This is a genomic window from Ferdinandcohnia sp. Marseille-Q9671 (genome assembly GCF_976954385.1).
Window position 1 is genome coordinate 881718 of sequence record NZ_CDRJTA010000001.1, and the last position, 22330, is coordinate 904047.

The window sequence follows — 22330 nt, forward strand, 5'->3', positions numbered from 1 at the left end:
ATTGAGCTCTTTGTCAACAAAGACATAGTAATAATAGGTTGCTCGAATCTTACAAAAATCATAATTCGCAGGTTTTACCAATCGAGAAACACTTCTGGATGTGTTGTTGTAAAATGTCTTCAGATTCCTTAACAAATCTGCACATAAAGTTTGTACTTTTTTATTCTAATTCGTTGTGGACATGAATATGCTCGTACTAGGGTTACTTGTATTTTAATAATATCAAGTCGCATTTGAGATTAAGGGGGAGTGTATACGCATGAGAAAAATGGGAGTTGCAATGATTTACGGTGTTGTCTCAATCTTATTGATTGTGATCGTGTCAAGTTTACTAATTTCACTCTTACTTCGCTTTACTTCACTACAAGAATCATCTATATCCTGGGTTATTCTAGGGGCTTCGTTCCTTGCACTTTTCGTTGGTGGATTTGTTTCAGGTGGAAAAGGGAAGGAGAAAGGCTGGCTTATTGGTGGTGGTACAGGAATTTTGTATTCCATCATCGTATTTATCGTTCAGTTCTTAGGTTTTGATGCTACATTTTCGACAGAACAAACAATGTATCACTTAGGGTTTTTAGCTGCTGCTGTGATTGGTGGTATTTTCGGAGTAAATATGACAACTCCTTCAAGAAGAGAAGCTTAATTGAGTACAATCTAAAAAAAGAGCGTTTTTTATACGCTCTTTTTTTATGTATTTCATTAGTCCTTAATGACATCACGTACAGCTTGTCTGTCATATGTAAGATTAGCGTTACCAGATTTAATGACTACCTTGTTTTCGTCAATAGAATCAATAATTCCGTGTAAACCACCAACTGTTACTACCTTATCTCCCTTTGCAAGGTTAGATTGCATTTGCACAGTAGCTTTTTGACGTTTTTGCTGTGGACGAATCAACAAGAAATAAAAAATAGCAAACATAAGAATTAAAGGACCAACCGTTCCTAAAATACCCTCCATTTATTTCACCCCTTTCCCTATTTTGTTTTTTTCATGTGTTTGTAATTAGAAGTTTCTCGCGTTTGGCTTATTGAACCCATATCGCTCAAAAAATTCTTCACGGAAGTCGCCAAGACGATCCTCACGTATCGCTTGTCGGACTTGCTCCATTAATTTTAACAGAAAATGCAGGTTATGATAAGTAGTAAGTCTTATTCCGAATGTTTCACTTGTTTTAATTAAGTGTCTAATATAGGCGCGGCTATAATTTTTACATGTATAGCAATCGCAATTTTCATCTAATGGTCTAAAATCACGAGCATATTCTGCATTTTTCACAACCAATCTTCCCTCACTCGTCATGAGTGTACCATTACGTGCAATTCTTGTAGGAAGTACACAGTCAAACATATCGATTCCTCGGATTGCACCATCAATTAAGGAATCCGGAGAACCTACTCCCATTAGATATCTAGGCTTATTTGTTGGTAGAAGTGGCGTTGTAAATTCCAAGACCCTATTCATAACATCCTTTGGCTCTCCAACGGATAGCCCTCCTACTGCATACCCCGGAAAATCCATTGAAACTAAATCCTTTGCACTTTGTTTACGAAGTTCTTCATATTCGCCTCCTTGAACAATACCAAAAAGACCTTGGTCTTGTGGTCGACTGTGAGCTTGTAAACATCTTTCTGCCCAACGGCTTGTCCGCTCAACAGATTTCTTCATGTATTCAAAAGTAGCCGGATATGGAGGACATTCATCAAATGCCATCATAATATCTGAACCTAGTGCATTTTGAATTTCCATCGCCTTTTCAGGTGATAAAAATAGTTTGTCACCATTTAGGTGATTTCGAAAATGAACTCCTTCCTCTTGGATATCACGAAATTCACTTAAACTAAAAACCTGGAAGCCGCCTGAATCAGTCAAGATTGCTCTATCCCAGTTCATAAATTTATGTAAGCCACCCGCTTCTTTAATGATTTCATGGCCAGGTCTTAGCCAAAGGTGATAGGTGTTACTTAGAATGATGCCAGCTCCCATTTCTTTTAAATCTTCTGGGGACATCGTCTTAACTGTTGCAAGTGTACCTACTGGCATAAATGCTGGGGTATCAAATGAACCATGTGGTGTATGTACCCTTCCAAGTCTTGCACCCGTCTGCTTACAAGTCTTAATATGTTCGTATCTAATTGCGGTCACGTATATTTCTCCTTTATGTGGGCGGTAATCCACCACCCGGTTTTTGATCACAAGCAAGTGCCCCTCACTATTCTAGCAGGGATAGGCACTTAGAGTATCAGCATCGCATCTCCGAAACTGAAGAAGCGGTACCGTTCTTTTACCGCCTCATTATAGGCATGAAGAATATTTTCTCGGCCAGCTAACGCACTGACAAGCATAATCAACGTTGATTTCGGTAAGTGAAAATTGGTAACGAGTCCATCTATGGCTTCGTATTGATATCCAGGATAGATAAATATATTCGTCCATCCACTCGACTCGACAAATTTACCCTCATTATTTTTTACAATTGTTTCTAGAGTCCTTGTCGATGTAGTACCAACTGAAATAATTTTCCCACCGTTTGCCTTTACTTCGTTAAGCAATCTGGCAGTACCTTCTGTCATCTGATAAAATTCTGAATGCATATCATGTTCATCAATTGTTTCTGCACTCACTGGACGGAACGTACCTAAGCCAACATGTAATGTAATAAAGGCAGTATGTACTCCCTTATCACGTATTTCTTGTAAAAGCTCCTCTGTGAAATGTAACCCTGCTGTTGGAGCAGCAGCGGAGCCCCGATGTTTAGCATACACTGTCTGATACCTTTCCTTATCGTCCAATTGCTCTGTGATATATGGGGGCAAGGGCATTTCTCCTAAAGCGTCTAATACCTCATAAAAAATTCCCTCATACTGAAAGTCTAACATCCTTCCCCCATGATCACCTATACCTGTACAAATTGCTTTTAAACTTCCCTCACCAAAGCTTAGCACAGTCCCTTCTTTGACACGTTTTGCCGGCTTTACAAGCGTCTCCCATGTGTCCCCGTTTTCTTGTTTTAAGAGTAAAACTTCTACTTTTGCTCCGGTATCCTCTTTTACTCCATACAATCGAGCAGGTAGAACACGAGTATCATTTAAAACCAAACAATCCCCTTCTTTTAAATAAGAAAGGATGGACTTGAAGTGGGTATGGGTAATGTTTCCTGTTTCTTTATCTACTACCATAAGGCGTGATGCTTCCCGATCTTCTAGCGGTATTTGCGCAATTAACTCCTCTGGTAAATAAAAATCAAATAAATCTACTTTCATGCTTTCACCTTTTTCTCATTCTTCTTACCGAAACCGACCAATTACATAAAAAATTAATGATAAAATAACGCTAACTACAATCGATGTCACGATAGGAAAATAAAATGTAGTATTACCTTTTTTTACAACAACATCTCCGGGCAGTCTTCCAATAAAATGCATGATAAGCCCAACTACTAGCAGTATAATTCCCAATATCATTAGCATTTTCCCCATGATTACCTTTATTCACTCCTTATAATAGTGGTGAAATGAAGGGACTTTGAGTTATACACGATTCATGGTGAACGAAAAACCAACTGCATAAGGGGTCTCAGCCGAATGCCTTGATTCTTCAAGGATTGTAACGCGCATAAAATCAAAGAATAAAAAGCTACATCCTGTGGCAATGTTTTTGCAGCTCAATAGGTGTAACTGCAAAAATAAGCTCAACGGCCTAGACGGAAATAATTCCTACTCCTTAGGAGCTTCCATTTGAAAGTGGTGATAAACGAGCTCTGTTACCACTCTCCCTCGGGGTGTTCGCTGTAAAAAGCCAATTTGCAAGAGATACGGCTCGTATACATCTTCAATTGTGTGTGACTCTTCCCCAATGGTTGCAGCAATCGTTTCTAGTCCTACTGGGCCTCCACGAAACTTTTCAATGATCCCTTTAAGTAATTTATGGTCAATATGGTCTAGTCCTAAACGGTCGACCTGTAGTAATTCTAATGCTTCGTTTGCCATTTTGTTCGTAATCGTACCATCTCCGCGGACTTGAGCGAAGTCCCTCACTCTACGTAATAAACGATTGGCAATTCTCGGTGTGCCCCTAGACCGTCTAGCGATTTCATGGGATGCTTGGCCCTCAATTTCAACGTCTAAAAGTTCAGCTGTCCGTGTTACAATATTCGCTAATTGGCTTTCATTATAATATTCCAACCTGCTAAGTACACCAAACCTGTCACGTAGCGGAGCAGACAATGAACCTGCACGTGTTGTAGCTCCAACTAAGGTAAATGGGGGTAAGTCAAGGCGAACAGACCGTGCACCTGCTCCCTTTCCAATTACGATATCCAAACAAAAGTCCTCCATTGCAGGATATAATACTTCCTCAATAGAGCGCTGAAGGCGGTGAATTTCATCGATAAAAAGGACATCTCCTGGTTCAAGCGCAGTTAAGATAGCGGCCAAGTCCCCAGGCCTCTCAATTGCTGGGCCTGAGGTTGTTCGAATATTGACTCCCATTTCGTTCGCAATGATTGTTGCTAGGGTAGTTTTCCCAAGACCTGGTGGGCCATATAATAACACATGGTCCAAGGTTTCTTGTCTCATTTTCGCAGCTTCTATAAATATCGATAGATTCGACTTCACCTTTTCTTGTCCAATGTATTGCGCCAACGTTTGAGGTCTAAGGCTTTGCTCGATTGCTGACTCTTCGTAATTAGCACTGCCTGAGACGATTCTGTCCTCCATCAAAGCATCCCCCTTACTTTAGTAACATTTGCAGAGCTTTCTTTATATATTGTTCCGTTGATAACTGCTCTTGCTTCAATCCAGGCAATACTTTATTGATATCTCTTTCTGCATATCCTAACACTTTTAGAGCCTCTACCGCTTCCTCTAGCTGTGTATAACCGGTATTTCCGTTCATTTCAAGCTCGTGTTCTTCAGTAAACAAATCGGGATGAATAGTAGGAACTAGGTCTTGAAGCTTTCCTTTTAAATCTAGTATGATTTGCCGGGCCGTCTTTTTCCCGACTCCTGGGAACTTAACTAGGAATTTTTCATCTTCATTTTCAATCGCACGTATCACTTGCTGGGGCTCACCTGAAGCTAGGATAGCTAGCCCCCCTTTTGGTCCAATCCCCGTTACGTTAAGTAGTTTTACAAACAATGCACGTTCTTCACGTGTTTTAAAGCCATACAGCGCTAATATATCTTCTCTTACATGCTGATATGTATAAACAGTCTCTTGCTTTTCTTTTGTAAAAACAAACGGATTAGGGGTAAAAACCTGATAACCAATTCCATTGTTATCTACAACTATGTATTCAGGATTTATATAGTCAATTGATCCTTTAATAAATTCAATCAAACATCTTCTCTCCTCTTCTTTGCTGTACCCCATTTTATCATATTCGTCAAAAAAAGACATCGAACTAATTTCAAATACGCACTGGCGTATTTGTGTCTGATTTTTTAGCCAACTTGGAGTGGGTCATATGACGTTCCCACAGGACGTGACGGACTTAGTCTTTACTCTTACACTCGAAAAGCATTACTCGTAAAACCGTGGCTACACCGGAGGATTTAACTTTGTTCAGTTGGGGTTGAACCTCGCTTTATTGTAAGCCCATTAAATGGGGGACACAGGTAACTAAAGTTAAATAAAAAGAGAGACTAGAACAATCACTAGTCTCTCAAAATTTTATATTTAAGGGGATGTTGTATAGGTTTTATACGTTTCAATTACATTGATATATTCGTCCTTCGAACCAACCTTGATTCCCTTCTTTAGCAAATCATGCTGGTAGCTCTCAAGTTTCTTTACATCAATCTGAAAGAACGACTGGATTACCTTTTCCGATTGATCCGGCTTTCCATTAAAGATTGACAATATCCCATCTTCGGTCAATCCAAAATATCCATTTGATTTAAGTAATGGGGAAATGTCATCTACTCGTCGTTGAAATACCATTTGTGTATCATCCTGGTGGACTAAGTCCCACTCCTCATATTGAGCCCAAAAATCCTCCATCGATAGTATTGTTTCCTTTACTATCTCTTCACTAACCTCGCCATCGACATACACACGTTCCAGAATAACTGTAACTTCCAATGGCCCAGTCACTTCTTGGACTGTTTCTTCATTTTCTTGAGTTAGTTCTGCTCCGGTTCCAGTAAAGCTAGGCAATATAAAAACAACCGCTAGACAAACGATTACCTTTATGATCGTTTTCACTTTGGCATCACCTCTTACAATTAGTTGCCAACACTTTTTTGTATTAAAAACTTTATAACCTACAATTAGTTTGACCATAAATAGAAAGTTTATCCAAACTAGCCTATAAATTTTTTTCATAAAATAGGATGATATTCGTTTATGTATTACTCTTTAGCCTTAAGAAGAAAAGGATGCCCAAATGGACATCCTAGCTAATTAACCCTGACTTATGTGTAATTGGAAATTCCATCATAGGGTTTTGTATAAAGTTACACTTATCCTCTATTTTCATTTGTAAATGGGGCTCTGATTGTATCGCCAATGTTGTCAAAGAGGTCATTTATATCCGCATCAATTGACTCTCTTCGGTTCCCATTACGTATGTCATTATCAATGTCACGGACACGTGTAAATGTTCCCTCATCTGTCACAACATTCACGTTCTTTCCTTTAGCTAATGGTTCTACAGCCTTCTTGACAGCATCTTTCACGTTTTGATTGTTGTTGTCGTTCGTATCAACAGCTACCAAGATGTTTTCGTCTGTTACGATAACACGAGTTTCATCAACATTTTTTACTTTGGAAGCTCGTTCTTTAATTTTTGCTACTATATTTTGGTCATCATTATTGTAATATCCGTATGAATGTACTCTGTGGTTATTATCATTTAGATGACTATGATAGTTTTGATCAGAATATCCATGGCCATTATCCCTATTTGTGTTTGGATTACCATCGTTAAAGGGGTTAACGCCTCTATTATTGTTATCATGGTTATTCAATATCTTCGTCCCACGATTGTTACCGCGATGATTCATGATTCCATTTTTACGTTGTTCATCACGATAGTTCATGATACCAGATCTGTTTTCGTTGTTAGGATTCATTTTGTAATTAGCACGGTTGTCTTTATTTTTTCTATTGTCGTTCATGACACCCGTCCGGTTATTACGATTGTTATTTTCAGCTCCGGTTCGATCCATAATTTCTGTTAATGGACCATCGTTATCACGGACATTTCCATTACGATCGGTACGATCACGGTCATTTTCATTTGAATAATAACCAATCGGTCTGGCATTATCGGTGTTGTAGGTAGAAGCCCCTTCATCGGTATTACATGCTGTCAATCCACCAAGCATTAATGCTGCTGTAGAAAATGTGTAGAGAATCTTCCTCAATACAATAACCCCCTTTGACCATTTGAACATAAATACATGTTCTCCTTTAGGTTGTCTAATCAAGAGAGGGAATATTGCTGTTAGTTATTTGCAGTAAATAAAATTTTGGACGTAAAGCCTATGTAGCATGGTTTGTCCTTTTTATTGCCATTAAAAAGCAGTTTCGTTCATACTAAAAAATTAAGGACGAATGTTTATTCGCCCTTACCAAGTTGTTGTTTGTTGAATATATTAATCGTCTAAATCATCATCAACATCAGGCATGTTAAACATTGGGTTAAACGGCATCTGTTGATAAGGATTTACTCCGTATGGAGCTTGTTGAACAGGAAACCCACCTTGGAAAGGTTGAGTATTAAATTGCCCTGGAAAAGGTTGTTGCCCTACCGGATGATGGCCTTGTGGTGGAAAATTTCCAACAAAAGGCGGCTTAGGTCCTCCACAACCACAATCTTTCTTATTGTAAAATTGTGATGGCATCATCTGTTGGTTCATATGCCCGGGGAACATACCCATTGGATTTCCTACAGGATTATTGTTCATTGCCGGACTAATAGCCTGTGGTCCTGCTTGCATTGGCATCCCAGATCCAAAAGGTGAAGGTCCCGGAAACCCGCCATTAAAGCCATAACCAGGCATTACTGGTGATACAGGAACACAATTACCCATAAATGGTGGTGCTTGCATAGGTGCCATCTGAGGCGGCATTTGCGGAGGCATTTGTGGCATTTCCTCCATTTCATCCTCTACCCCTGCAAACATTCCAGGTTGTGGTGCTTGCATTTGCATTACGTTAAAATTATTGATATCGATTTCAAACGGCTGATATTGAGGCATTTGCGGCATTTGCACTTGCGCAATTGGAGCCTCCTGGACGCCTTCTACGTCTTCCGTTCTTTGAAAGCCACCCATTGGATTAAATGGACCTTGTTGCGGGAAGCCACCTTGTTGTCCTGGTACATAGTTAAAGCCATAACCAGGCATTACTGGCGTCATTGGCACACAATGATTAAACATCCCTGGTTGCTGTTGAAAAGGCATCTGCTGCATCTGTGGTGGCATTTGTGGCATCTGTGGCATTTCAGGCATGTAGTCATCTTCCGATTCAAAATCCTCTTCCTCAGGAGCCAACATACCTGGAAGTACGTTCGGTGGTGGTGTTGGAACTTGAGGCATACCCATAATGTTATAGTTATTAATATCAATTTCAAATGGCTGGTACTGTGGCATTTGTGGCGGCATAGTTGGCATAATTGGCATTTGTGGTAGTTGTGGCATTTGAGGAATGTAAGGACCTGTTTCAACACCCTTAACTTCCTCTTCTACTTCTGGGAGTTCCTCTTCTTCCTCCTCTATATCCATAACTGGGAACGGCTGTGGAGTAATATCAGCAAATGGATGTTGAACTTGCTCCTCTTTTTGAGGAGTAATGTTGATTTGTGCTTCCTTTTGGACTCCACCAATTTGTGCTTCTTTTTTCACATGTACAGTTCCCGTTGGAACCTTAATCTTCATACCTGGCATAAGCGCATCCGGATTACTCAGCTGAGTATTTACAGCTTTGAGTTCTTGAAAGTCGACGCCATATTTGTTTGCAATATTCCATAGAGTGTCGCCTTTTTGAACGATATGGATTTTCACGCGATTTCCCCTCCTATACATAAGTCATTACATACTATGTCGTAATAGGCAAATTGCCACTATTCTCATCACAACTTATGCATAGGCTTCACAAATTATGTGTAGCGCGTTAGGTGGTCGAGCCTTAAAATCAAAGAAAAAACTCGGTAAGAAACCGAGTTTGCTTTGCGCCTTGGCGTCCTTGGCGTCCAATTTATTTCAATCATGCTATGTTGACTTTTGCCCTACAAAGGGCTTAGTACCAGTTGATGCGAAAAAAATACTTCTTTTAAAAATCTGGCATCCGCCAGAAACATTATTTTTACACTAGGGGTTTAATACCCAAAAAATATAACAGTAAAGCACTGTCCCTCCAGCTAAAAAATGGGGGATCATGCTCAATAAAGTTAAATTCTATAGTAGGGGTACGTGCCAAGTACAGTAACTCCACTTCCTAATGCTTCTAATTCTGCAATTGCACTTGGTATTAAAATTTCATCCAGACGTTGTTCAATATCAATTAAAAAGAAATAGTTTCCTAGTCCTGTTTTCATTGGTCTTGATTCGATTCTAGATAGATTTAATTTTCTCCATGCAAATACAGAAAGAACTTGGTGTAAAGCTCCCGCTTGATCAGATGGTAAAGTAACCATTAACGTTGTTTTATTTCCGGAGTTGTTTGAATGGTCTACGTTTAGATCAATCATCTCTTTATGTAATACGACAAACCTTGTATGATTGTTATCAAAATCATGAATATCATGTTCAACAATCGTTAAACCGTATTCCGTTGCAGCAACTGAATTAGCTATAGCCGCAAGTTTTTGTTCTGGGTGCTCACTCACATATTTTGCTGCTGCACCTGTTGAACTCGTCTCTTCAGGCTGGATATTTGGAAAGTTACTAAATAAAAATTTATGACATTGCGCAATCGCATGTGGGTGTGAATAAATCCCTTGTACAGACTCCCAATTTTTTATATTTTCAGGATGTACCATTAAATGCTGTTTAATAGGTATAATGACTTCACCAACAATTTTCAATGGTTTTTCATGAATTAAATAGTCAATTGTTAAATTAACCGTTCCCTCGATTGTGTTTTCTACGGGAACAACAGCCACATCCACTTCTCCCTTCTCTACTGCATCAATACATGCAGGGATCGTTCTGTATGGCCTACTGTCCTTTTCAGGAAATAATGCAGCAACAGCTTGTGCTGTAAAGGTTGCATTAGGTCCTAAAAATCCAACGTTCTTAATATTTATCATTTTTCCCCTATGCTCCCGTTCCAAGAATTTCAACTTTGTCCACGAATTCGAGTTTTCGTAGTTTTGCTAAGAGATCAGTTACTTCACCTTGCATGCCAGATGTATTTAATGACAGTGTAACGTTTGCTTTCCCTCGTAAAGGTATCGTTTGGTGGATTGTTAATACATTACAGCCTGTGTCAGCTACAGTCCTCAATAATTGAGAGAGTGTACCAGACCGATCCTCTAAATGAAAAAACAATGAAATAATTTTCTCCTTAACGGTTGTATGAAAAGGAAATACAGTGTCTTTGTATTTGTAATAAGCACTTCTGCTTAAGTCTACCTTTTGTGTAGCTTCTGCAATCGATTGTGCTGCCCCACTGTCTAAAAGTTCCTTTGCATCCAAAGTTTTACGAACCGCTTCTGGAAGGACATCCTCACGAACTAGATAGAATTTACCATCCATGCAAGCTACTCCCCCTATTACCTTCTCTTTATTGAGTACAAAAAGTGGATGAAAAGCAAAGTATAGAACTTTGATCAACCCGTATCAACGTCAGGCTCACCATAGTTCTATCACTCATAATATTTCTTCCAACTTTTTGAATACCGTTTTATTCTATAAATTCAAATTCATATTCAAGTAATCGAACGATATCCCCATCTTTTGCACCTCGTTCACGAAGTGCATCGTCAATTCCCATTCCACGTAGTTGCCTTGCAAAACGTTTCACAGACTCGTCTCTCGAAAAGTCAGTCATCTTAAACAACTTTTCAACTCTTTCGCCAGAAATCACAAATGATCCGTCTGGTTCACGTGTAATGATAAAATCTACTTCCTCTTTCTCATGACGATACATAACACGATGATTGCCAGTATCTTCTTCCACCTCAAGTGGGAATTCAGGAGTTGTTTCAAGTAAATCTGCAATGGTAAACAAGAGATCACGAAGACCTTGTCTTGTTATGGCTGAAATAGGAAATATTTTAACATCATCTTTTAGTTTTTCTTTAAATGTTTTTAAATTTTCCTCGGAGTCCGGAATATCCATTTTATTTGCGACAATAATTTGCGGTCGTTCGGTTAACCGAAGATTGTATTCCCTTAGTTCTTGGTTGATCGTTACATAATCATCATAAGGGTCACGACCTTCCATTGCGGACATATCAATGACATGCACAATGACTCTTGTTCGTTCAATATGTCTTAAGAATTGATGCCCTAGTCCAACACCTTGATGAGCTCCCTCAATCAGACCTGGTAAATCTGCCATAACAAAGCTACGGTTATCTTCCGTTTCAACAACTCCAAGGTTTGGAACTATCGTAGTAAAATGGTATTCTGCAATTTTCGGTTTTGCTGCTGAAACGACAGATAATAATGTAGATTTTCCTACACTGGGAAACCCTACAAGACCAACGTCCGCTAATACTTTTAATTCTAGTCTAATGTAGCGTTCCTGCCCTGGTTCACCATTTTCAGCGATTTCTGGAGCCGGGTTAGCTGGTGTAGCGAAACGTGAATTCCCTCTTCCTCCACGGCCACCTTTAGCAATAACAGCCTTTTGACCATGCTGTGTTAAATCAGCAAGTACTTCTCCAGTATCATCATCTGTAACAACTGTTCCCGGGGGAACTTTTACAATCATTGGCTCCGCATTTTTACCATGTTGATTCTTAGACATCCCATGTTCTCCACGCTTTGCCTTGAAATGACGTTGGTAGCGGAAGTCCATCAAGGTTCGTAATCCTTCTTCAACCTCGAATATAACATCTGCTCCTTTTCCACCGTCACCACCAGCAGGACCACCCATTGGAACATATTTTTCACGACGATATGCAACCATTCCGTTGCCCCCGTCTCCGCCTTTTACATACACTTTGACCTGATCGACAAACATGTTTTACCTCCGTAGTTATGCACCTATATTATGCAATCTGTAATGTAATACTTATTTCCTCATTATGTACAGTATATTCTTTAACTTGCAGGAAACTATCTGATTGGCTTTTTACAGATAGCCAATTTGTAAGCTTCTCATTTTCTTTTAGTATTCCACTAAAATCAAAAAAGAATCGAGTTTTCTCGGTCGAACAATCAATTGTAAGTGATAAATGATTTTCTCCCATTTCATCAACAGAATTCTCAACCTCTGTAAAAAACTGAGTACACCATTCTGTTATCTCAGTATCGTAGTTTGATAAATCTCGACTATCACCTACTACTTCATATTCCAATTGATACTTATGTGGCTCCCAATTAAAGGTCATAATGAGTGCAGCAAAGGTTGGAATTTGTAGATTAGTAAGATGTGATTCATTTTGAGCTTCAATAACGATTTCTTCAATAATTACCTTAACACGATCAAGTTTCTGCAACGCGATGTTCCCTTTAATTAGTTGAATTTTATTTAACCAATCATGGCGTGTGTGCTTAATTACATCGACCGTACTCCAATTCTTATTCATGTCATTTCCCCTAATATATTTGTTTATACAAAACGAACTATTCCTTAGAATTCGAATCTTGTCTAAAAATTATATCAAACCTTGGTAAATAACACTACTTTAAGAGGATGAGTTTCATCGTAAAAAAAGAAAACTCTAACCTTATTGGTTAGAGTTTTATAAGTTATTACGCTTCTTGAGCAGTTGGGTATACACTTACTTGTTTACGGTCACGGCCTAAACGCTCAAATTTAACAACTCCGTCAACTTTAGCGAATAGAGTGTCGTCACCACCACGGCCAACGTTTACACCTGGGTAAATTTTAGTACCGCGTTGACGGTATAAAATTGATCCACCAGAAACGAATTGACCATCTGCACGTTTCGCACCAAGACGTTTCGAGATTGAATCACGACCGTTTTTAGTACTACCTACTCCCTTTTTAGAAGCGAAGAATTGCAAGTCTAATCTTACGAACATTGTTGTTCACCTCCAGATATGATGTTCAAAAAAGTCCGGGAAAAATGGCTGTCGAATTTCGTTGTCACTCCGCCTCTCCGGTCCTCACGTATTTAAACCATACGCTTCGGTCCTCGAGACTATCGTTCCTAGAACTTCTCTGCCCTTTTTGTCCTCCTTTTTGAACGCTAATTTATTTTATTTATGATTGAATTTTCATATATTGTCCATAATCAAGTTCAATCGTTTGTAATGATACAAGCATTCCTTCTAAAAGAAGCTGTACCTTTTCCTCTTTTACCTCATCCTTCAATGAAGGAATTTGACAGCGGAGGAAACCATTTTTTTCTTGTTCCAGTATCGGCTCTACTTTACATAAAGCATATATGGAATTAATGGTACCAAAGGCAATTGCCGAAGCACCTGCACAAACGATATCCTTCCCAGGAACATCATATTCGGCATGTCCACTCATTGTAAATGAGTCGATTCTACCAGAACTATTACGATTAATAGTTACATGTATCATGGCAGAAAACCTTATGCATTAATTTTTTCGATAGTAACTTTAGTGTAAGGTTGACGATGACCTTGCTTTTTACGATAGTTCTTTTTAGCCTTGTATTTGAAAACAATGATCTTCTTAGCGCGACCTTGTTTTTCAACTTTAGCAGTAACAGTTGCACCTTCAACAGTAGGGCTACCAACTTTAACGTTTTCGCCACCTACGAATAAAACTTTGTCAAATGTAACTGTTCCACCTTGCTCTACGTCAAGCTTTTCGATGTAGATTTCTTGGCCTTCTTGAACTTTGATTTGCTTACCGCCAGTTTCAATAATTGCGTACATATTTGCACCTCCTATAATTATGACTAAGACTCGCCACTACACAGGCGTCTCGGCAAATGATAAGCTGCGAACTTCCTCGTTGGTTTGCCAGTCCGTTCCTCACGTAGATATAACTACGTTCCGGTACTCCTGACTGCACCGCCTTGAATTTCTTGCTTCTAATTTGCCTCGGTTTATTAATAAACCATGAAAGCTTAAATACCTGGAATGTGCGGTTGTAGCAGTGGGTGCTACTACAAACAATAACATGAAAATATTATCACAAAGACCTGACAGAGTCAATATAAATTATGTTTGATAGCTTAGTCTTTCACGAACCTCTGAATCTGTCCCTATGTGTCTTATTATATATTCATGACGAGGTGAGGGGACTTCCGTTATATAAATATGAAACGCTAGTACCTCTTCAAGTCTATGTTTGTGCACATTTTTTTCACCTAGAAACACACGTTTCACGTCTTCTGTTGCTTGAATCCAGACAGCTTCATGATCCAACCCTCGGAGTTCCCATAATTCGCGTTCTAGCTTAAATGCTATTGTTTCAGCCGATTCAATTCTCCCAGTCCCTGAGCAAGTTGGACAGCTTGTTTGCACGATTGCAGATAAGTCCTGGCGCGCCTTCTTTCGAGTAAGCTCCATGATTCCTAGAGATGTAAATCCATGAATTGTCACTCGATTTCGATCTTCCTTTGCAACGGAACGTAACGCTTGTATAACCTTTTGTTGTTGTTCCTTGTCCTTCATATCGATAAAATCAATTAACACAATCCCACTAATATTACGGACCATTAATTGATAGGCAATTTCTTTTGCTGCAGCTATATTTGTTTTAAATACTGTATCACGCAAATTTACTTTTCCTTGGAATTTACCGGTGTTAACATCAATAATGGTTAGTGCTTCTGTTTGTTCGATTAACAGATATGCACCGTTATCAAGCCAAACAATATGCTTGAGTGCCTTTTCAATTTCTTTTTCAATTCCGTAAAAAGAGAAGATATTTTCTTTTTCTCTATAAAATGAAGTCTTCCCTTCTCCAATTTGATCTTTTACTTTTCTGAACGTTTCCGCATCATCAATTAGAATTTCCTCAACAGTTTGTAAGGGATACTCAAGTAAAATTTTATCAATAAGATTATTGGCATCCACCAACAGACTAGGAGACTTCAGCCGATTCTTTTGTTCCAGCATCGTTTTGTATCGTTGTCTTTGCATTTGAAGCTCCTGTACTACTTTTGCCTCATCCTGATTTTCACATGCCGTCCGTACGATGAGTCCTTCAGGCTCTTGTAGCTGTGATTGAAAAAAGGTACGCCATTTTTCCCTTTTTTCCTCCTTCATTTTCCTAGAAACAGCAATATAGTTTCCCAATGGAGAGTAAACAATGGAATCACCAGGAAATTCAATAAGTCCAGTTAACTTGGGACCTTTCCGATCTGCCCCTTCTTTTGTAACTTGAACAATCATTTCTTCACCTTGACGAACAAAACTTGAAATACTTTTTTCTTTTTCACCAGGAGCTGCTAACTGGTACGTTCCCAGCTGTTCTCTTCCGATATAACCATTTCTTTCTAAACCGATGTCAACAAAAGCAGCTTGCATCCCTGGTAGTACATCAATAACACGACCCTTATAGATATTCCCAACAATCTCGGTATGGTTCGGTTGTAAGACTGTTAACTCGAATACCTTATTTCCTTCTAGAACTGCTACCCGTTTTTCACTCGTTTTTACATTCATTATTATTTTCTTCAAACTATTATCCTCGCTTTGACGTTACTAATTATCAATGTACCCCAATTTACAACGTCAATACAAGTAGAGAAGCTCTCCAACGGGTTGGGTTATCTTTTTTTCTTTAAAATAGGCATGCAAAAGCTCGTTTTCATCAAGTGGTTGTTGATGTTCCCCATCTTTACTTATTACAATAGGGTGTTTACATCCTCGTTGGAACATAGATAGCACTGTATAGACCATTTCTTTTTCATCGACAATTAACGGTTTTAATTTTGTAAAAGTATCTTGCTTCCCATAATAACGTTCTAACAAGAACCTCATAAAAACAAAATGTCGTTTTCTCCATTCCATAATAATAGAGAATAATAGAAACAGTAAGATAACCCACAGATTGAGATTCGTAGGACTATAAAAAATTATTCCAATGATTATAATTCCTACAAATAATACCGAGGTAACCAGCATTCGTTTATGCGCCTCAAAAAAAGAGTGCTTATGGGAAAAGAGCAAATAAAGTAACTTTCCGCCATCTAGTGGCCATATCGGAAGAAGGTTAAAGAAAAAGATTACAGTATTATGATAAAAAAAGAGTTCAAAGGTTTTCGGTGATATGACGGAGCCTAACGTTAACAAATAGGCAACACCTACTAACCAAATATGTTGAACAGGTCCTGCTAAAATGACAAGAAGCTCCTCTTTCAATGGCCGGTTTCCATGTTCATCCATCTCAGCGACTCCACCAAATGGAAGGAGTTGTATCTTTTTTATTCTCCATGAAAAAAAATGGGCGCATGCAGCATGTCCCATCTCATGGACCAATATGATAAAAAATAACATCAATAGCTCTCGAAAGTGTGCAGTGATAACTGCAACTCCGACTATAAACCATAGTAATGGATGTATTTCTATTTTTCCGAGAAGTTTCATATAACTATTCAAATTTTATCACCTGTATTGGGTCAATAAATGTTTCCCCCTGCTGTATTGCAAAATAATACGTTCCTTTATTTTCACCTTCAGGGTCCTCAACTTCCCCGACTTCTTGACCTGTAGCTACATAATCGTATAATTTCACATTAACCGTTCCTAAATTTCCATACCATGTTTTACTACCATCACTATGCTGAATAACGACTGTTTTTCCTAGATTTCCCTTTACCGCAACCTCGATAACATTTCCAGCATTCATTGCTTCTACAACCTTACTATTCGTTTCGACAATGATACCTTGACCATTTGTTTCAAAATTCTCAGTTACTTTACCGGCTGCTGGAAGTGCGTATTTTCCTGGAGTAACATCTTCTATCTGGTCTTTATTTTCCTTAACCGGTAGTAATGCTAGCGGACTACCAAACGTATCTTCATACCATTCTGTTACGGCAGCGAATTGAAATTCCGTTTCCATTGTACTGGTAACAAAGTGGCGAACATTATCGAACGTGGACGACTGATTTTTAAATAGAATCCCTACCGATAATACTAAAATAGCAGACAGCAAGATCTTAAACAGAAACACTTCTTTCTTAAATAGCGGATGTCCTCCGCCTGATCCCCCCTCAAAGGAAGTATAGGGACTTCCTCCATACTTTTCCTCATCACCTACAAGAAACGAGGGACTCGGCTTTTTTGGATATGATTGGCTGGCGTATTTTGAACGTTTTCTTTTCTCAATCCTCTTCCTTATTTCATTCGCTCGATTACTCATCTTTTCACATCATCCCTTGTCCATATTGTTTGTACAAGTTTATGAGGAAGGAAGCCCGGATATGACAATATGTAGCTTTTTATCCTAGTAAATAAGATGAATCATCATGGCTATTTTGGAAAAATAAAAAAAGAAAGATGGGGATTTCTCCTCATCCTTCTCTTCTATTCTACTGACTTATTTATTTTTACCTGGTTTATCCGGCTTACCTGGTTTTCCAGGCTTACCCTTTCCTGGTTTACCGTCATCTTCTTGTACATTGATGATTAATTTACCATCTGCAATTTTTCTAGCTTCGTTACCAAAATCATCTCTTACGATAACCTCAATTTCAGCACCATCTGCAATTACGCTAGAAACGGCTGTCCAGTATCCTTCGTAGACACCAGGTGAGACTTCTCGCATAGGGAGTTCTGTAACATTGCTAAGTCCTTTTGTATTTGTCAATGGCATACGAATTGCGTAGGTAGCGTCTAATCCTGGTTCACTTGTGAATTCAATCTTCACACTTTCACCTGACTGTAAACGTACATCCTCAGTAGGAGTTAGATCACTGATCGTCAAATCACCAAATTTCGCAACTACAGTCACTTGACTGTTCGACACATTCCCCGCCTTATCCGTTGCAACCACTTCAATGTTGTTTTCGCCATTTTCTAAGAGAATACGCTTAGTAAAGCTACCATCTGTAACAGGTGCATTCTCACCATTTACTGTTACAGTATCAACATTTTCATCTTGGACTGTACCAGTTACAGTAATCGCTTCTTTATTCGTCTTTAATCCATCTTCTGGACTAGTAATCGCTAGTTCAGGTACTGTTTGGTCAAGTGTAACAACCACAGCCTCTGATTCGTCTGTAGTACCAGATTCTGTTGATGCCTTAGCAGTTAATGAATTTTCACCAGCTTGTAATTCCACATCCACAGAGTACGTTCCATCAGCAGTCGTATCAGTTGTTGCTACCTCTTCACCATTGTTCAATACGTGTACAGTTGTTGTTGGAGAAGCTTTTCCTTCAACTGTAACAGTTGATTCATTTGTAAATGAACCAGTAACCGGTGAGGTAATAGTTGGTGCTGTTACTTCATAATTTACTGTCGCACGAATCATATAGTTACCTTCTGCTTCTGGTGCTAATGACCATGCACCGCCCACATATTGCCAGCTTCGTGAAGTATATTCGCCATCTTCGTCAGTTCCAAGTCCAGGAGCATTTGGATTGGCATCTGCTTGAATATATACCATATAGAAGTCTCCTTCCACGATGATACCTTCAGCAGATAAGTCAACATTTGTCCATTCTCCTGTACGAAGTGCGGTTGCATCGATTGGTCCAGCTAGCTTTTTACCTGGAGCACCGTCTGTTCCAGTTGCGTCCCATACTTCAACCTTGAAATTAGTTCCTCCAGGAGTTGGCCATGTTGTATCCCAGAAACGGAAAAGACCGCCTGTTACAAGTGCTGCATCTTGCCCTTCTGATAATGACATTTTCACTGCCCAACCATTACCAGCATCATAGAATGCACGAGCATTTTCTGCAGTACCATCATCATAACTAATTTCACCAGGATACCCGATGAAAGGTCTTAGTTCTACATTTTGTTCAACTTCTCCATTAAGTTCAACTTCAAATGATTCACTATAATAAGAAGGCGCCATTACACGAACCGTATAAGTTCCTTCATAAGCAGTAAGTGAATATTGACCATTTTCGTCTGTTTCAACAGGAGTTACATTTGCATCTTCAACAAGTAATAATGTAGCACCTGCTACCGGATTGCCTGTTGCAGCATTCGTGATCGTACCAGATACAGTTCCTTGTGCTTTTTCCTCTAGTACAAAATTCGCTACAGCTTCACCATCAGCCTCAACCGTTACAGTTTGTTGAGCAGAATGATATCCATAGCTTTCCGCCACAATTGTAAAGTCTCCAGTTCCGTGAATTAATTCATATGCTCCAGTTGCAGGGTCGGTTGTAACGGATCTACCTGATTCAACCACACTAATCTTAGCTTGTAATGGTAATGCTTGTGGACTAGTTCCCTCAACATCGACTGCTTTCATGTCAAAGTGCGAGCCCTCTGGCTTAATTTTTGCAGGGTCTATTTTTTCTCCATCTTTCAGAGCAACTGAGCTACCACCTTTAGTCGGCATGACTCCTAATTGTGCTTTATTTCCTACCGATTGTGGCTCATTTGAAAGACGTACATCGTCAATGTACCAGCCATCTCGAACTACACTTCCATCGGTTGTCACATTAAACCCAATATAAATTCTTTGACCGGCATACTCGGATAAATCAATTTCTGCTGGTTGCCAATCGGAAGTTACATCAGTGATCCGATGTAGCTGCGTCCAGTTTTCCATGTCTGTTGAAACAAATACATGACCGTAATCCCAGTTTCGCTCTAGATTATGCCAGTTCATGTATTGAAGGTACGCTGGATCATCAGCAGGTAAGTCAATAGGGGGCATGACTAGAGTCATATTAGCACTACTATTATATGTTCCTGCTAGATTAGTAGCATAAACCTTTTCCCCTGAAGACGCTCCATTCGGCCCGCTAGTTGGAGCACCCCATTGCCAACTGTCTCCAGCACCGTAAGAGAACCATCCTACAGGATTAGATTCAAAATCTTGGAAATATCCAACTGAAATCCCTGGTTGCACTGACACTTCATACGTGTCTGTTGTTACATCATTTTGGCCAAAATCGACAACTTGCCAACGATAAGTCACGGAAGGAACTGCAATATCTTCACCTGGAATAACCGCCTCAAACGTACCCTCGTTGTAAGTCCCTGATGTTTGAGTAGCTGTTACATTTACCCATTCACCATCTTGATTTTGGTATTGAAGTACTACAGATGTAACACTTACATTGTCTTGAACAGAAATAGAAACTGGTAAATCCATACCTGCGTAAGTTTCAGAAGGAGCTGCATGTTCATACGTTGGAGCTTCTTCATCCTCACCATCCTTTGCAACTTGACCCTTAATTTTTCCAAGACCAGATGCAACAGATGATACAGCTAAATAAGCATTCACTAGTCCATGTCCATAACCAAAGTTAGGTGATTCTGGGAATGTACCGTCTGTTAAAGGTGTTGCAGTTGATGTAATAATCTCTTCGATTTCTTCAATCGATAATGATGCATTTGCTTGTTTTAATAGAGCTACTACAGCAGAAATATGCGGTCCAGCCATTGAAGTTCCGTTCCATCCACCCTCATAGCCACTTCCAGGTACCGAAGAACGAATATTTACACCTGGAGCTGAAATATCAGGTTTGATATCCCCTTCATATGGAGAAGGACCTTGTAACGAGAAGTTTGCTAAACGATCATTGATATCTGTAGCTCCTGTTGCAAATGATTCTGGATAGTTTGATGGTGTTGCAATTGACCCAGGTCCACCTGGATTAAATAATGTGGTATTACCTGCTGAGAATTCAGGGAAAATATCCGCTGCTCTCCAGTTTTGAACCATTGGACGATACCATTCATCTAAGCCCGGTCCACCACCCCACGAGTTGTTAACAACATCTGGAGCCATATCCGGGTTTCCACCTGGAGCGATTATCCACTCTCCAGCTTCAAGTAAGTCTGCATCTGATCCACCCGATGCTGTGAATGCCTTAACAGCGATCCACTTTGCACCTGGAGCAACACCGATTTGATTAGCACCATTTGGTTCTGCACCAACCATTGTCCCTGTAACGTGCGTTCCATGACCTTGATCATCATATGGGGTAGTTTGACCAGCAGTTGCATCAAACCAGCTATACTGATGGTTTGGATTGTTAGGATTAGCTGGATCATACCCACGATACTGTTCCATAAGTGCAGGATGGTTCCATTGAACCCCAGTATCGATACTAGCAACAACTGTACCTGATCCATCAATGCCCATTTCCCAAACTTGAGGAGCACCCACACGATCAATATTCCACTCGATGTTTTGAGGGCTTACTTTTGATTCTACAGCTGTTGTAGCTTTTTCAGTAACTGGAGCATGTAATGTTCTTGTTTCATTTGGCAGCACTTTTTCAACTTCAGGGAATGATGCGATTTTCTCCATTACATCCTTCGTTGCCGTTACCGCCATTCCGTTTACGATAAAGTAGGATTTAATATCCTTCGCATTGCCTGCAGCCTCTTCTTTTTCGAGATATGTCTTTACATCCCCTTGGGTTTCAATCGCAGTAGTACGTAATTCGGATACGATCGCATTACGTTTTATAGATTTTGTTTTTGCTACTGTAGATTTTTGTAGACTAGCTTTCTTAGCAGCTTCTTTTGCTACTTTTGCTGAATCAACCTGTTCCTTAAATTTAACAAGGAATGTAACCATTTTGTCGTCAGCAAATTGGTCTTTTAGGCTTTTAGATATTTTACTAGTCGCCACTTCCTTCTTGTTTCCTAGATAGGAAATGGAAGATTCTTTTGATTGTGCTGATGCTTGCGACGTTACAGTCGGTACAAGTAAGAGCGCGCACATTAACACACTTGCAACCTTAGTTAAGCTACGTTTACCTTTTTTCTTCATCAGGTTTCCTCCCCTTGAAATTTTTGTCTGTAAATAAGCTGCCTCCTCCCTTTTAAATTCCTATACTCCAAATGCCTCGGGAAGCTCTCCCATTTTTTCTCTAGATAGAAATCGCGATTTTCCATTAGAAATCGCATTATGTAGAAGTACAGGTACATATTAACTGTAGCCATTTAAAAGCAGAAAAAGTGTCGAAAAATGGTATATTATTTTGAACATTCAGAATTTGGTAAATTCGACTTATCTTGCTATCGACAAAAAAGGAGTTTAGTACGAAGTATTATATATTCGAAGAATAATTATTTTTATAGGGGTTCTTCCAATAAATTGAGGTTTTTCC

At 39.3% G+C, this 22330-nt stretch carries 21 protein-coding genes and 1 other annotated feature; of the genes, 1 reads left to right on the forward strand and 20 read right to left on the reverse strand.

Features of this window, described 5'->3' with window-relative positions; translation table 11 throughout:
• Window positions 1-259 precede the first annotated feature (259 nt).
• The gene (locus ACWNMY_RS04625; RefSeq protein ID WP_449537105.1) at window positions 260-643 is read left to right on the forward strand and encodes a TIGR04086 family membrane protein; all 384 of its coding nucleotides are present in this window, start codon (window positions 260-262) and stop codon (window positions 641-643) included.
• Between the two features lie 56 nt (window positions 644-699).
• Here ACWNMY_RS04625 and yajC read toward each other — a convergent pair whose 3' ends face one another.
• The 20 genes from yajC to ACWNMY_RS04725 form a co-directional block, all read right to left on the reverse strand.
• Window positions 700-960 carry a preprotein translocase subunit YajC gene (gene yajC / locus ACWNMY_RS04630; RefSeq protein WP_116351614.1) on the reverse strand — a complete coding sequence of 87 codons (261 nt, stop codon included), beginning with the start codon at window positions 958-960 and terminating at the stop codon, window positions 700-702.
• A 45-nt stretch (window positions 961-1005) separates the two neighbouring features.
• Window positions 1006-2145 carry a tRNA guanosine(34) transglycosylase Tgt gene (tgt, locus tag ACWNMY_RS04635; RefSeq protein WP_449537106.1) on the reverse strand — a complete coding sequence of 380 codons (1140 nt, stop codon included), beginning with the start codon at window positions 2143-2145 and terminating at the stop codon, window positions 1006-1008.
• Window positions 2146-2234: 89 nt separating this feature from the next.
• Window positions 2235-3263 (reverse strand): tRNA preQ1(34) S-adenosylmethionine ribosyltransferase-isomerase QueA, encoded by a 1029-nt coding sequence (gene queA / locus ACWNMY_RS04640; RefSeq protein WP_449537107.1) that lies wholly within the window; start codon window positions 3261-3263, stop codon window positions 2235-2237.
• A 24-nt stretch (window positions 3264-3287) separates the two neighbouring features.
• Entirely contained in the window at window positions 3288-3479 is a 192-nt protein-coding gene (locus tag ACWNMY_RS04645; RefSeq protein WP_449537108.1) for a DUF2905 domain-containing protein, read from the reverse strand.
• A gap of 237 nt (window positions 3480-3716) precedes the next feature.
• A complete protein-coding gene (ruvB, locus tag ACWNMY_RS04650; RefSeq protein ID WP_449537109.1) occupies window positions 3717-4718 on the reverse strand; it encodes a Holliday junction branch migration DNA helicase RuvB in 1002 nt (333 codons plus the stop codon).
• Between the two features lie 13 nt (window positions 4719-4731).
• Entirely contained in the window at window positions 4732-5340 is a 609-nt protein-coding gene (gene ruvA / locus ACWNMY_RS04655; RefSeq protein WP_449537110.1) for a Holliday junction branch migration protein RuvA, read from the reverse strand.
• A 339-nt stretch (window positions 5341-5679) separates the two neighbouring features.
• Complete coding sequence (locus ACWNMY_RS04660) at window positions 5680-6207, reverse strand: BofC C-terminal domain-containing protein (RefSeq protein ID WP_449537111.1); 528 nt, start codon at window positions 6205-6207, stop codon at window positions 5680-5682.
• 257 nt (window positions 6208-6464) lie between these two features.
• Entirely contained in the window at window positions 6465-7370 is a 906-nt protein-coding gene (locus tag ACWNMY_RS04665; protein WP_449537112.1) for a YhcN/YlaJ family sporulation lipoprotein, read from the reverse strand.
• A 231-nt stretch (window positions 7371-7601) separates the two neighbouring features.
• Window positions 7602-9011: a SafA/ExsA family spore coat assembly protein gene (gene safA / locus ACWNMY_RS04670; protein ID WP_449537113.1), complete on the reverse strand. Its 1410-nt coding sequence runs from the start codon at window positions 9009-9011 to the stop codon at window positions 7602-7604.
• A 386-nt stretch (window positions 9012-9397) separates the two neighbouring features.
• Entirely contained in the window at window positions 9398-10258 is an 861-nt protein-coding gene (pheA, locus tag ACWNMY_RS04675; RefSeq protein ID WP_449537114.1) for a prephenate dehydratase, read from the reverse strand.
• Window positions 10259-10265: 7 nt separating this feature from the next.
• Entirely contained in the window at window positions 10266-10706 is a 441-nt protein-coding gene (locus ACWNMY_RS04680; protein ID WP_449537115.1) for an ACT domain-containing protein, read from the reverse strand.
• Window positions 10707-10854: 148 nt separating this feature from the next.
• Entirely contained in the window at window positions 10855-12141 is a 1287-nt protein-coding gene (gene obgE / locus ACWNMY_RS04685; protein WP_449537116.1) for a GTPase ObgE, read from the reverse strand.
• A gap of 28 nt (window positions 12142-12169) precedes the next feature.
• Window positions 12170-12709: a Spo0B C-terminal domain-containing protein gene (locus tag ACWNMY_RS04690; protein ID WP_449537117.1), complete on the reverse strand. Its 540-nt coding sequence runs from the start codon at window positions 12707-12709 to the stop codon at window positions 12170-12172.
• 166 nt (window positions 12710-12875) lie between these two features.
• Window positions 12876-13169: a 50S ribosomal protein L27 gene (rpmA, locus tag ACWNMY_RS04695; RefSeq protein WP_449537118.1), complete on the reverse strand. Its 294-nt coding sequence runs from the start codon at window positions 13167-13169 to the stop codon at window positions 12876-12878.
• A 181-nt stretch (window positions 13170-13350) separates the two neighbouring features.
• Window positions 13351-13677, reverse strand: a complete 327-nt coding sequence (locus ACWNMY_RS04700) for a ribosomal-processing cysteine protease Prp (protein WP_449537119.1) — start codon at window positions 13675-13677, stop codon at window positions 13351-13353.
• A gap of 11 nt (window positions 13678-13688) precedes the next feature.
• A complete protein-coding gene (rplU, locus tag ACWNMY_RS04705) occupies window positions 13689-13997 on the reverse strand; it encodes a 50S ribosomal protein L21 (protein WP_449537120.1) in 309 nt (102 codons plus the stop codon).
• Window positions 13998-14013: 16 nt separating this feature from the next.
• Window positions 14014-14224, reverse strand: a sequence feature (ribosomal protein L21 leader region).
• A 61-nt stretch (window positions 14225-14285) separates the two neighbouring features.
• Window positions 14286-15752, reverse strand: a complete 1467-nt coding sequence (locus ACWNMY_RS04710) for an Rne/Rng family ribonuclease (RefSeq protein WP_449537121.1) — start codon at window positions 15750-15752, stop codon at window positions 14286-14288.
• Between the two features lie 54 nt (window positions 15753-15806).
• Window positions 15807-16673, reverse strand: a complete 867-nt coding sequence (locus ACWNMY_RS04715; protein ID WP_449537122.1) for a M50 family metallopeptidase — start codon at window positions 16671-16673, stop codon at window positions 15807-15809.
• Window positions 16666-17439 carry a peptidoglycan DD-metalloendopeptidase family protein gene (locus ACWNMY_RS04720; protein WP_449537123.1) on the reverse strand — a complete coding sequence of 258 codons (774 nt, stop codon included), beginning with the start codon at window positions 17437-17439 and terminating at the stop codon, window positions 16666-16668. The genes ACWNMY_RS04715 and ACWNMY_RS04720 overlap by 8 nt, the downstream gene beginning before the upstream one ends.
• 177 nt (window positions 17440-17616) lie before the next feature.
• On the reverse strand, window positions 17617-21990 hold the full coding sequence (locus ACWNMY_RS04725; RefSeq protein ID WP_449537124.1) for a S8 family serine peptidase: 4374 nt from the start codon (window positions 21988-21990) through the stop codon (window positions 17617-17619).
• Window positions 21991-22330: the final 340 nt, after the last annotated feature.